Annotated in this window: 11 protein-coding genes; 3 read left to right on the plus strand and 8 right to left on the minus strand. The window is 41.5% G+C overall.

Features of this window, described 5'->3' with window-relative positions:
- Positions 1 to 97 precede the first annotated feature (97 nt).
- From BUE31_RS09225 to BUE31_RS09240, 4 genes are all read right to left on the minus strand, one after another.
- Positions 98 to 1,102 (minus strand): type I phosphomannose isomerase catalytic subunit, encoded by a 1,005-nt coding sequence (locus BUE31_RS09225; RefSeq protein ID WP_073402632.1) that lies wholly within the window; start codon positions 1,100 to 1,102, stop codon positions 98 to 100.
- A gap of 14 nt (positions 1,103 to 1,116) precedes the next feature.
- Positions 1,117 to 2,166 carry a class I fructose-bisphosphate aldolase gene (locus BUE31_RS09230; RefSeq protein WP_073402634.1) on the minus strand — a complete coding sequence of 350 codons (1,050 nt, stop codon included), beginning with the start codon at positions 2,164 to 2,166 and terminating at the stop codon, positions 1,117 to 1,119.
- A gap of 210 nt (positions 2,167 to 2,376) precedes the next feature.
- Positions 2,377 to 3,105, minus strand: a complete 729-nt coding sequence (locus BUE31_RS09235) for a glucosamine-6-phosphate deaminase (protein WP_073402636.1) — start codon at positions 3,103 to 3,105, stop codon at positions 2,377 to 2,379.
- Positions 3,106 to 3,349: 244 nt separating this feature from the next.
- Positions 3,350 to 3,616 carry a hypothetical protein gene (locus tag BUE31_RS09240; protein ID WP_073402638.1) on the minus strand — a complete coding sequence of 89 codons (267 nt, stop codon included), beginning with the start codon at positions 3,614 to 3,616 and terminating at the stop codon, positions 3,350 to 3,352.
- A gap of 368 nt (positions 3,617 to 3,984) precedes the next feature.
- On the opposite strand from BUE31_RS09240, the gene pstS reads away from it, so the two are divergent.
- The 3 genes from pstS to BUE31_RS09255 all read left to right on the plus strand — a co-directional run bounded on the left by pstS (position 3,985) and on the right by BUE31_RS09255 (position 6,827).
- Positions 3,985 to 5,097, plus strand: a complete 1,113-nt coding sequence (gene pstS / locus BUE31_RS09245; protein ID WP_234997780.1) for a phosphate ABC transporter substrate-binding protein PstS — start codon at positions 3,985 to 3,987, stop codon at positions 5,095 to 5,097.
- Between the two features lie 209 nt (positions 5,098 to 5,306).
- Positions 5,307 to 6,008, plus strand: coding sequence for a uracil-DNA glycosylase family protein (locus tag BUE31_RS09250; protein WP_073402640.1), 702 nt, complete (start codon positions 5,307 to 5,309; stop codon positions 6,006 to 6,008).
- 93 nt (positions 6,009 to 6,101) lie between these two features.
- A complete protein-coding gene (locus BUE31_RS09255; RefSeq protein WP_073402642.1) occupies positions 6,102 to 6,827 on the plus strand; it encodes a hypothetical protein in 726 nt (241 codons plus the stop codon).
- A 66-nt stretch (positions 6,828 to 6,893) separates the two neighbouring features.
- Here BUE31_RS09255 and BUE31_RS09260 read toward each other — a convergent pair whose 3' ends face one another.
- The 4 genes from BUE31_RS09260 to BUE31_RS09275 form a co-directional block, all read right to left on the minus strand.
- Positions 6,894 to 7,739 (minus strand): fumarylacetoacetate hydrolase family protein, encoded by an 846-nt coding sequence (locus BUE31_RS09260; protein WP_073402644.1) that lies wholly within the window; start codon positions 7,737 to 7,739, stop codon positions 6,894 to 6,896.
- Between the two features lie 152 nt (positions 7,740 to 7,891).
- Complete coding sequence (locus BUE31_RS09265) at positions 7,892 to 8,656, minus strand: SDR family NAD(P)-dependent oxidoreductase (RefSeq protein ID WP_073402646.1); 765 nt, start codon at positions 8,654 to 8,656, stop codon at positions 7,892 to 7,894.
- Positions 8,657 to 8,894: 238 nt separating this feature from the next.
- Positions 8,895 to 10,556: a UxaA family hydrolase gene (locus BUE31_RS09270; RefSeq protein WP_073402648.1), complete on the minus strand. Its 1,662-nt coding sequence runs from the start codon at positions 10,554 to 10,556 to the stop codon at positions 8,895 to 8,897.
- 5 nt (positions 10,557 to 10,561) lie between these two features.
- Entirely contained in the window at positions 10,562 to 11,929 is a 1,368-nt protein-coding gene (locus BUE31_RS09275; protein WP_073402650.1) for an alpha-L-fucosidase, read from the minus strand.
- Between the last annotated feature and the right edge of the window lie 91 nt (positions 11,930 to 12,020).

Raw genomic sequence — 12,020 nt, forward strand, 5'->3', positions numbered from 1 at the left:
TAAAAGGTGAATGATTGTTTGCAACAGGGTAAATTATCCTTGATTTTTTACAATAGAACTACTGATTGAAATTTCATTAATGACAAATGACCACTGACTAATGACCAACAGCCTCTTCCGGCAAAGCCAGTTCAAGTAATATCACCTCTCCTTTTGGTACAAAGGGGCAGGCTCCACTGATGGCAGGTAACAACATTACTTCGCCTTTGGTTAGGTGATAAAACTCGTTGCCGTATTCCACTTCTCCCTCGCCTTCAATGCATACCAATACCCGCGGCATTGCTTCCTTGCCTACCATAAAAGGGTATTCGCCGGTTATCCTGCACAGGTTAAAATGTTCGTTTTCAATAACTGTTTCACGCAGTACAGGTTCATTGGTTTTTACGGTGGTTATAACCGGCCCGATATTCGTTTTATCAAAATTGATACAGGCAAGGGCTTCTTTAACCTGTAAGTCGCGGGGTTTTCCGGTTTTTTGGTCGATACGGTCCCAATCATATAGGCGATAAGTAACGTCGCTGTTTTGCTGTACTTCAAAAACCACTACATCGCCTAGGGTATGTACCGTTCCGGCTTCTATCAGCACACTGTCGCCAACTTTTGGTTTAAAGCTGGCCAGGTCATCAGCAACCTTGTGTTTATCCAGGTCGGCTTTTATTTTTTGTTTGGTAGTACCTGTCTTTAAGCCCGCGTAAATGGTTGCATCCTTACCGGTTTCCAATACTACCCATGCTTCGGTTTTTCCGTTTTCGCCTTCCGGGATATATTTTTTCAGCTTATCAGATGGGTGTACCTGTACCGATAGCACCTGCTGACAATCTAAAAACTTTAACAACAGCGGGAACCTGTCAAATTTACCCGCAAGCTTTCCCATTAACTTTTTGGGAGCCTGTTCAAATAGCTGACTAATGGTTTTCCCTTTTAGCCTGCCATTGGTTACTTTGCTTGGATGATCGTCCCTGTCACTCAAAATCCAGGCTTCTCCAATTGGCTCATTTTTGGGGAGCGGCTTTTCTAATAAACTATTAAGCCGCCGCCCGCCCCAAATGCGGTATTGATAGATAGGTTCAAATTTCAGGGGATAAAGTTGTTCCTGCTCCATGTTTTAGTTCCGGTTTACTTTTCAGTAAGGATCAATGGCTTATTGGCTTGTTCCATATCAGGCGTGTATTCACCCCTGCGTGCCGCATTGTCCAAACTGGCCCTTTCATAAAGTAATTTTTGAGCAGCTTTTACATTTTTATCCAACCCTTTCCATGTTTCCATGGCAGGCTGCTGAATAGCCCGGGCAAATGAGAAAGTTAGCGCCCATGGAAGTTTGCCCTTATATTTTACATGCATGGCGTTTAAATGGGCAGTAGCCAATTCTGCCGGTTGTCCGCCAGATAAAAAGGCAATACCGGGTACAGTTGGCGGCACACATTTTAACAATGTGCTTACGGTAGCCTTTGCTACTTTATCAATGCTTGCTTGCTTTGGGCTTTTTAAGCCGGGCAATACCATGTTTGGTTTCAGGATGATGCCACGCAGATCAACTTTTTGCTTTTCAAGCTGTTTAAAAAGCATTTTCAATACTTTTTCGGTAACCTTCTGGCATTTTTTTATGCTATGGTCGCCATCCATTAATACCTCGGGTTCAACAATGGGTACAATACCATTTTCCTGGCAAAGAGCGGCGTAGCGTGCAAGTTCATGCATATTGGCTTCGATACTTCCTTTTGTGGGGGTTTCTTCACCAATAGTTATAACGGCGCGCCACTTGGCAAAACGAGCGCCCTGGTCGTAGTATTTTTCAAGGCGTTGCCTTAAACCATCTAAACCCTCGGTGATCTTTTCACCGGGAAAATTAGCCATATTAACAGTGCCTTCATCAACTTTGATCCCCGGAATAATGCCTGCTTTTTTTAAAACATCAATAAACAAATCTCCTTTTTTTGTAGATTGATAAATGGTTTCATCGTACAAAATAGCGCCGCTTAAACAAGTGCCCAAATCAGGGGTTGTTACTATAAGCTCGCGATAGGCACGACGATATTCAACAGTTTGGGGAATTCCTACTTCTTCAAAACGTTTATTGCAGGTGCCTGTACTCTCGTCCATAGCCAGCAAACCTTTGTCGCCAGCCATAAGGGCGGTGGCTGTATTGATCAGTTCTTCTGTTTTCATTTTGTGTGATTTCTTTAGTGGATCAGCTAATTTAAAATAGAAACACACTTATGAGATAATTGTTGGATGTAAAGCGGATTGTTTTACACTTGGATGATTGATTTTTTGACTATGATTAAAGGATTTAAAGATGAAAGGATTCATTTTTGGTGGTAATTAGCCGGCATTAATCAATCAGGAATCACAAAATCCTTTAATCATAGTTCAAAACTAATAAACAAGCTCCGATGCCGCGTCTTCATCCAGCATTACATAGGCTGATGACAGCGTTTGAAAAATGGAGGCCGGTACCGTATTTGTTACTTCGCCCTGTAAGGCCATAGCTATTATATCAGCTTTTTTAGTGCCCGATGCCAGCAGCATAGGTATTTTAGCTTCCTGCAAATGTTTGAGGCCAAGGGTTATACCTTCAGTTAGTTGTGTTTTTTGGGCGAAATATTTTTGCCCGATGCTAACCGTTAATGGGTCGAGCGGGGAATGATGAGCGTATAAATTAAAATCAACACCGGGTTCGTTAAGGCCGATGTGACCATTCATTCCCACACCAACCAGCATAATTGCAAGCGGGCCTTTTTCTTTTATAAAATTATCCATTGCTGCGCATGACGCATCCAGATCAGCCGCTTTGGCATCGAAAATCATCATTTTAGCAGCTTTTATTTTTGCAGGGGTAAAAAAGGTTTTATACAAGAAATTTGTGCAGCTGCCTGCATCGTTTTTATCCATCCCTACCCATTCATCCAATCCAACAAAATAACATTCGCTAAAATCAACCCTTCCCTCTTTTGCATATTGCACCAACAGCTTATAGATGCCGGCAGGTGTATCGCCCGATGTTAGACAAAACAAGGAATCGGGCTTAAGCTTTACCTGGTTTACAATCATCTCGGCTGCGGCACGGCACATTTCATTATAACCGGCATAGGTACGTATCTTCATAACATTAAATGGATTTATTCAAGAATAAGGAATTTTATTTTAAGCATGAAATTTATGGAAATGAACAGATCTTATAACATGTTCAGTTTTTTGATAAAAACTGAACATGTTTCTTTTTTAAGAAATTCTCTGTAATAACCCTCCCGGCATCATCATCAATGGGAGTTACATACTCTATGTAGATAGTATAGAATATTAAAACAAAACGCCTCTGACCAGCATTTGGCAGAGGCGTTATTAATACCTAATTAGCATGACTTTTTAATCTGTCGTGCTGAACTTCTTCTAAAAAGCCATGCTCATTAATAGCGTAATTGGCTTCGGATGTGTCGTTGTAATTTTTTGGTATTTTGATAGCTTTAACCTTCTTTTTATACGGAAAAAAGAAAGGCAAAATAAGCACTGTAAGTAAAGCGCCAATTTCAAGTAGTTCGATAAGCATATAATTTATACTAAGTAAATAAAACAGCAAATACACCTTTAAATAGCCTAAACTCAGGAATTTACCCATGCCTTGAATTTTAGGTGGAATGCTAATTATAATAACAAAGCTAAATCAATGCCAAATATTTTCATAGCGCTTTAATATTACTTCCAAATTATTAAAAAAGCACAATTTAGCGCCTATTATTTATTTCTATAGGGGTTAAAGGCTATCAAATTGATAAGGTTTTATCAGTTTAAAAGCATTTTTAGTATTTAAATATTTCGTTGCCTGAAGTGCTTTTGAGCTGAATTGAGATACAATTCTGCGTAAAAAAGCACACACCATATTCTACAAAAAACCACTTTACAATTACTTAACATTAAAGTAACATTACAGATAAGATTAAACCTTCTCTTTGTAATCAATATTAAATTATTATTATGAAATTAAAAATGATGAAGATTAACCAGTTTGCCTTATTAGGAGTAATGGTGGCAACATCGGCTTTATTTAGCTGTGGTGGCAATAATACAAAATCAGGGAGCGACAGCTCAGCAAAACCTGCTGAAGCTACCGCCTCAACAACTGATGCAAATACATTGCTGGGTGCAGGAAGCACCTTTGTTTACCCTCTTTTTTCAAAACTATTTTCTGAATATGATAAAGTAGCCGGGATAAAAGTAAATTACCAGTCTATTGGTTCTGGCGGTGGCATTTTACAGCTTACCAATAAAACGATTGACTTTGGCGATTCGGATGCGCCATTAAATGATGACCAGGCTAAGAAAATGGGTGCCGATGTATTGCATATCCCGATGTGTTCAGGCGCTGTTGTTATCAGCTATAACCTGCCTGAATTAAAAGGCGCTTTGAAATTAGATCCAGAAGTGCTGGCTAATATATTTTTAGGAAAGATAACCAAGTGGGATGATGCAGCAATTGCAAAAATAAACCCTGGCGTTAAATTACCATCAACCGGAATTTTCATTGCCCACAGAAGTGACGGCAGCGGAACTACCAATATTTTCACCACGTATTTATCAAAAGTAAGTACAGACTGGAACACTAAACCAGGAAAAGGATCAGCCATTAACTGGCCTGTTGGTTTAGGTGGCAAAGGTAATGAAGGCGTTGCCGGTTTAATAAAACAAACTCCGGGTGCAATAGGCTATATCGAGCTTTCATACGCTATCCAGAATAAAATGACCTTTGCCGATCTGAAAAACAAAAGCGGCAATTATATTACGCCAACAGTTGCGTCAACCAGTGCAGCAGGTAATATTACTATCCCTGATGATGCAAAAGTTTCACTAAGCAATACTGATGCTAAAGACGGTTACCCTATCAGCGGGTTTACCTGGGCCATGATCTACAAAGAGCAAAACTATAACGGTCGTACTAAAGACCGTGCCGAAAAAGTGGTAAAATTGCTTTGGTGGAACATTCATGATGGCCAGAAATATTGTAATGATCTGAACTATGCTCCACTATCACCAGCAGCGGTAGCGGTTGCCGAAAAGATCCTGAAATCAGCAACGTTTGACGGAAAAGCAATCCAACAATAATATTAATACGATTTAATGTGAGAGCCCTGCGCAGATGTTTATCTGCCGGGGCTTTTTTGTTGGGGGTAGGTCGAAGGTAAGAAACGCCCTCGTTATTATTACGAGAGTAAAAAATGGCATTTTTTACTCTCGTTTATTTTTTGGATAAGATTGGATACAAATTGGATATATCCATTTAATTTTACCAACCATCATATTATCATCATACCATGACCTTCGCCGAAAAAGTAATTCAATTTAACAAGCAACTTGATTTTAAAGGAACGCTGCCTGACGGGATCAACATTATGAACCCGTTTAAGGAAAACCCGCAAGCCAATAGCTTAACAGAACAATTTTACGGCAAATATTACAATGACGATAATAAGCGGCATTTGATACTGGGTATTAACCCCGGCAGGTTTGGCGGAGGTGTAACCGGGATCCCTTTTACTGATTCGAAGCGATTAAAGGCTGTTTGTAATATAAACTATGAAGGTAAAGAAACACACGAGCCATCATCGGTATTTGTTTACGAGGTGATTGCCGCTTTTGGCGGAGCTGAGGAGTTTTATAAGCACATTTATATTAATTCCATGTGTCCGCTGGGTTTTACGGCCACAACAAAAGACGGAAAGGAAATAAATTATAACTATTACGACAGCAAAGAGCTAACTTCAGCCGTGTATGATTTTATGGTGGAGAATATCCAAAAACAAATAGAGTTGGGTTGTTATACCGATACCTGCTTTTGCTTTGGTACCGGCAAAAACGAAAAATTTCTAAAAAAGTTAAATGATGAAAAAGGTTTTTTTAAAAACATAATTGCTTTGGAGCATCCCCGGTTTATTATGCAGTACAAAACAAAAACAAAGCAGCAATACATTGATAAATATATTGCCGCTTTCAGGAGTGCCATTAATTCTGTTTAAATGATTGTTTATCCAAACCAGGCAGTTGAATAAACTTGGATATATTGTTTCTATTTAATTTATTTGAATATAAATCTTCAGCAAGCTATAACAATGGAAAATGAGATCAGCAAGCACACTTTAAAAATTATAAAAACGATGCACGACCCTAAAATTACGCTGAAGAAAAAAATAGGTGAGGTGGCATTGGAAATTTTTATAATAGTTTTTGCAGTGTCTCTTGCGCAATTCCTTGAAAGGCAAAAAGAACAAAGCGTAAAGCAAAAAGATGTAAAAGAGTTTTTGATTGGAATTAAGGAAGATATACAAAGAGATATTCAGGATACGCGCGACAATATAGAAGCATATAAGCATTATAGTAAAGTATATACTTATCTCAGCGAATTAAAACCATCATCGAACCCGATACCCGATACATTGAATAAATATTTCCATGAAGCATCCAGTAACAGTTTTTTGCGGCCAAATACCAGCAGGTACGAAGGGTTTAAGAGCAGCGGTAAACTGGAAGATATTGAAGATAAAAAATTACTTCATCAGATATTGGACTATTACCAGGAAACCCTGGCCCGAATCCATACTTCAGAACTGAGCTATATTGACAAAGGAAATAAATTACTGGACGTTTTTATAGACCAGGTGATTGAGAATGATGACGGCACAAATAATTATGAAAAAATAATACTGGAACCTAAATGTAAAAACCTGTGCAAAACATTAATTCCGCGAGCCCAATTGTTTGAAAGATATAACAATGTAATAGCTGCAGGCAATAGCATTATTAGACGGATCAATGATTTATACCCTAAAAACAAATAAGAATTAGAGGGAATAGGAATGTACATTTCTACCCCGTCTAATCCGTAAATATCGAATGATAAAACTTTATTTGTAATTAACCAAAACCTGTTTTGCCTCTCCTAACCCGTCAATTCCCAATTCAATAACATCCCCTGCTTTAAGGTAAACAGGCGGCTTCATGCCTAAGCCAACTCCGGCAGGTGTACCTGTAGAGATGATGTCACCCGGCAACAGGGTCATGAACTGGCTGGTATATGATATCAAATGAGGAATGTTAAAGATGAAGTTTGCGGTTGTACCATTCTGCATGGTTGTGCCGTTAACTTTTAACCATAGGCGCAGGTTGTGCGGGTCGGCTATTTCATCTTTTGTTGCAAAAAACGGGCCCATAGGCGCAAAAGTATCGCAGCCTTTACCTTTATCCCAGGTACCGCCGCGCTCTATCTGGAACTCGCGTTCAGATACATCGTTGTGCAATACGTAACCCGCCACATAATCCATTGCATCGGCTTCGCTCACGTAGCTTGCCTTTTTGCCGATCACAATGGCCAGCTCAACTTCCCAATCCGTTTTTACAGAGTTTTTGGGGATAATGATATTATCAAACGGACCAACAAGCGCGGTGGTTGATTTCATAAATATTACCGGCTCGGTTGGTGGGGTAGCATTGGTTTCTTTGGCATGGTCAACATAGTTTAATCCAATGCAAACTATTTTTGAAGGCCTTGCCAGCGGACTGCCCAGACGTACATCCTCCGTAATTTCAGGCAGCAAGCTATCCTCTAAAAAATAACCCAAGCGGGTTAGTCCATCGTTTTCAAAAAATGCTTCGCCATAATCTTCGCCAAAGGCTGATGTGTCGTATTTTTTATCGTTAATGATCACTCCGGTCTTTTCTTTTCCGGCTTCGCCAAATCGTATTAGTTTCATGTTCTTTATTTTATTTAGGAATTCGGATGTTCGATTTCACTTTTATTTCGGATATCGGATGTTCGATTTTGGATTTGTTTTTTTCCTGGTCGTCGGGCAATTTTCGAATTTTTTCAATTCCGAAATCGAACATCCGATATCCGAAATTCATATTAATTGTTCAAAGTAATAAAGCCACCATCAATCGGATAGTCCGTACCTGTTATAAACCCGGCTTCGTCCGAGCATAGGTATAAAGCCAATGCAGCAACTTCTTCAGGCTGGCCCATGCGGCCAATCGGTTGCGATTTGGAAAGTTTTTCGAAGATGTCCGCTTCCTGTCCGGCATAATTTTTAGCGATAAAGCCATCCACAAACGGGGTATGTACCCTTGCCGGTGAGATGCTGTTACAGCGGATGTTGTCGGCTATATAATCCCGTGCTACGGATAAGGTCATGGCGTGGATAGCGCCTTTGCTGGTTGAGTAAGCAAACCTGTCAGTTATCCCTACATGAGCAGCTACAGACGATGTATTCAATATTATGCCCCCATTATTGGCCTTCATTAATGGCAAAGCAGCAAATAAACAATTGTAAACGCCTTTTATATTCACATTATAAATCCTGTCGAAGTCTGCTTCGCTGGTATTGTCGGCCTTCCCAATGTGGGCAATGCCGGCATTGTTTATTAAGATGTCGATTTTTCCTATCGCATTAAATACAGCTATAACCTGCTGTTGGCTGCTTACATCACATTTATGGACCGTGGCGTTACCACCGACGGCCTTGATTTCGGTAACGGTATCATTTGCCGCTTCTTCATTCAGTTCGATGATGTGCACGGTTGCGCCCTGCTTTGCAAACAGTACAGACATTGCTTTACCTATTCCGCTGCCGCCACCGGTTATTATTACTTGTTTGTTGGTTAGTTTAAACATGTTGATTATTTATCTATTAAAGATCCCTTCCGGGCATTAGCGTCAATATCGCTCGCATATTTACTCACCCGGTCATTGCTTCGCTCGACCAGCCCTCTCTTCCGCAAGTGGTAAAGAGGGCCGAAGAATTTTTATTTTTTCTTTTCCTTACCTCTTTCCGCCGCAGGCGAAGAGAGGTCGACAAGCGTAGCGTCGTCGGGTGAGTCAACTCTGCACCAAGCTTTTACGCTTTTTATTCTTACAACGAAATCCCCCGTTTCCACGGGATCCAGTCATCCTGGCCTAATTGTACCGATTTTGGTTCAAGCTCGCCACTGGCAACTTTTATCACATAATCCAATATTCTTTCGCCGGCTTGCTGGATGGTTTCATCGCCTTCTATAATTGTTCCGCAGTTAATGTCGATAATATCGGGCATTTTAGTTGCGGTAGCAGTATTGGTTGAGAGTTTGATAACAGGCGTTACAGGATTACCTGTTGGCGTACCCAGGCCGGTTGTAAATAATACAATGTTAGCCCCTGCCCCTACTTCGGCTGTGGTGCTTTCCACATCGCTGCCGGGGGTGCATAATAAATTCAGACCGGGTTTGGATACTTTTGCGGGATAGTCCAACACATCGGCAACAGGCGAAGTCCCACCTTTTTTTGCTGCTCCTGCAGATTTTATGGCATCCGTTATCAAACCATCCCTGATATTGCCGGGCGAAGGGTTGGCATAAAAGCCCGAGCCATCCGCTTCTGCACGTTTGTTGTAGGTGGTCATCAGCTGCATAAAGTAGTTGGCTTTGTCTTCATCCACACAACGGTCGCTTAGCTCCTGCTCAACGCCGCAAAGCTCCGGGAATTCGGACAGGATAACCGAACCGCCCATGGTAACCAGCAAATCAGACACGTATCCTAATGCCGGATTTGCCGAAATGCCTGAAAACCCATCAGACCCACCACACTCCAACCCGATGCATAATTTTGACAGTGGTGCAGGTGTACGTTCTGTTTGATTAGCCTGCATTAATCCTGCAAAGGTTTGTTTCAATGCCTGCTTTAGCAGATCGCTTTCGGTACCTACTTTTTGCTGTTCCAGTATCACCAACGGTTTGCTGAAATTGGCATCGCGTACTTTTATTTCCTGCTGCAAAATACTTACCTGCGCGTTCTGACAGCCAAGACTTAATATAGTTGCACCCGCCACATTTGGATGGGTAACATAGCCGGCTATCAATCCGCACAGGGTTTGCGCATCGCTCCGATTGCAACCGCAACCCATTTCGTGGGTAAGGAATTTTATCCCGTCGATATTTTTAAAGAACCGGTTTGATTTAGCTTTGTCGGCAGTAACCTCTATATCTGCATTCAGAATCTCCTCAACAGATTTACCCGCCTGGTATAGATCTATCAGCTGGTCAACATCCCCTTCATAGCTTTTTGCTTTTTTGTAGCCAAGCTTATCAACCAGGGCTTCTTTCAGCACATCAACGTTACGATTCTCACAAAAAACCATCGGCACAACAATCCAGTAATTGCCTGTACCAACAGAACCATCTGCACGGTGGTAGCCATTAAAAGTTTTGCCTGTATACTTTGCGGTATCAGGCTGATGCCAGTCGAGCTTGCGTTTGCCCAGATGGAATTCGCCTGATGCATGGTGAACAGTTTGTGTGCTTATAGGCCCGCCTTGCAGGATTGGCTGCGTTGCCTTGCCTACCAGTACCCCGTACATAAAGATCTCCCCGCCGGGTTGCAGCGCATTGATGCTGAACTTATGCTTGGCATCAACCTTATCCGTTAACTTAAAGGTTTGGCCTTCAAAGTTAATTTCTGCACCTTGTGGCAGGTTTTGCAAAGCCACCAATACGTTATCTTTCGGGTGGATGCGGATATAGCTATGTTTCTCTGTCGACATTATTATTAGTTAAGGGTAAGTTCCACTACCGGGATCTCATACAACGGCTTTTTAGCAGGAAGCGTTAAGATCAAATCATCAGGGTTTGTGGCCGATGGCTTGTATAACAGCTCCGAAGCATCGTTTAAAAACGCCGCATATTTAATTTTGCCCGCGTAACCCGGCAAAGTTATTGTTCCACCTGCCGGGTAATCATACAAATGTACGTACAGACGTTTGGTTTTTGCATTATAAGTTAGCTTATCATTTTCAGGTACCTTATAGGTATCGGGTGCAAAAGTACAATTATAGATAGCACGGTTGTTGGCATGCATCCAGGTAGCCAGGCTATCTAATGCGCGGGTTGCACGGTAATCAAACTCGCCTCTGGCGGTTGGGCCCACATTCAAGATCAGGTTACCACCATTGCTAACTGAGGTAATCAATAAGTCCAATAACTGGCGGTGGGTTTTCCATGTATTTTCATCGCGGTAGTAACCCCATGATCCGCTAAAGGTTTGGCAGGTTTCCCAGGTTTTGCCATGATATTTTGCCAGTTCGGCTGTACTTACCTGTTCAGGTGTTTCAAAATCGGCGCCGTCTTTATATTCATTCAGGTCGAGCCTGTTATTTACTATTATACCTGGCTGCAATTTTCTTACTAGTTTCAACAGCTCTACCGATCCCCAATCTTTAGCGCCTTTTCCGCGCCCGCGCCGCTGCCCTTTTTTATCCCACGACCAATCCAGCCACAGCACATCAATTTTACCATAATTGGTTAACAATTCGGTAAGCTGGTTGCGCATATACTGCCTGTATTTAGCCATATCACGCCCTTTATTTAAACGATCATAATTCGCCTGGCTGGTATCCACCTGCACAAGGGGATGAGCGTCGTCCATTGTATAATCCGGGTGGTGCCAGTCCAGCAATGAATAATAGAAGCCAACCTTCAATCCCTGTGCCCTTACAGCATTTACATATTCGCGCACCAGGTCGCGTTTTGCCCCGGTATTGGTAGATTTATAGTCGGTATATTTTGAATCGAACAAACAAAAGCCTTCATGGTGTTTGGTTGTCATCACCATATATTTCATCCCGGCAGCTTTAGCCTCTTTAGCCCATTTTGTTGGGTCGAAATAATCGGGGTTAAACTGGTCGAAATATTTCTGATACTGTTCATTGCTCAGATGCTCATTGTGTTTTACCCACTCGTGCCTTGCGGCACCCGAGTAAAGGCCAAAGTGGATGAACATGCCGAAACGGCTATCCGTCCACCATTCCATTCGTTTTTGCTTTTGGGCATCAGTTTCCGTGCCGCTCTGTTTTTGGGCAAACACCGGCGAGCCGCTTATTAAAGCCAGCAAGAAGATTAGTTTTAGTTTTTTAAGCATAGGTTTATTGTATAGTTGGTTAGTGGATTTAAGAAGTCAAGAATCAGGAGTCAAGATAGAAAATGTAAATTGCTTTAATATCTTGATTCTT

This window comes from Mucilaginibacter sp. OK098, assembly GCF_900142915.1.
GTDB lineage: Bacteria > Bacteroidota > Bacteroidia > Sphingobacteriales > Sphingobacteriaceae > Mucilaginibacter.

Excerpts from the sequence above, each read along its gene's own strand:
- BUE31_RS09240 (WP_073402638.1), bottom strand. The coding sequence starts at position 3,616 with ATGGGTAAATTCCTGAGTTTAGGCTATTTAAAGGTGTATTTGCTGTTT.
- pstS (WP_234997780.1), top strand. The coding sequence starts at position 3,985 with ATGATGAAGATTAACCAGTTTGCCTTATTAGGAGTAATGGTGGCAACA.
- BUE31_RS09265 (WP_073402646.1), bottom strand. The coding sequence starts at position 8,656 with ATGTTTAAACTAACCAACAAACAAGTAATAATAACCGGTGGCGGCAGC.
- BUE31_RS09270 (WP_073402648.1), bottom strand. The coding sequence starts at position 10,556 with ATGTCGACAGAGAAACATAGCTATATCCGCATCCACCCGAAAGATAAC.
- BUE31_RS09275 (WP_073402650.1), bottom strand. The coding sequence starts at position 11,929 with ATGCTTAAAAAACTAAAACTAATCTTCTTGCTGGCTTTAATAAGCGGC.
- BUE31_RS09225 (WP_073402632.1), bottom strand. The coding sequence starts at position 1,102 with ATGGAGCAGGAACAACTTTATCCCCTGAAATTTGAACCTATCTATCAA.
- BUE31_RS09255 (WP_073402642.1), top strand. The coding sequence starts at position 6,102 with ATGGAAAATGAGATCAGCAAGCACACTTTAAAAATTATAAAAACGATG.
- BUE31_RS09250 (WP_073402640.1), top strand. The coding sequence starts at position 5,307 with ATGACCTTCGCCGAAAAAGTAATTCAATTTAACAAGCAACTTGATTTT.
- BUE31_RS09230 (WP_073402634.1), bottom strand. The coding sequence starts at position 2,166 with ATGAAAACAGAAGAACTGATCAATACAGCCACCGCCCTTATGGCTGGC.
- BUE31_RS09235 (WP_073402636.1), bottom strand. The coding sequence starts at position 3,105 with ATGAAGATACGTACCTATGCCGGTTATAATGAAATGTGCCGTGCCGCA.
- BUE31_RS09260 (WP_073402644.1), bottom strand. The coding sequence starts at position 7,739 with ATGAAACTAATACGATTTGGCGAAGCCGGAAAAGAAAAGACCGGAGTG.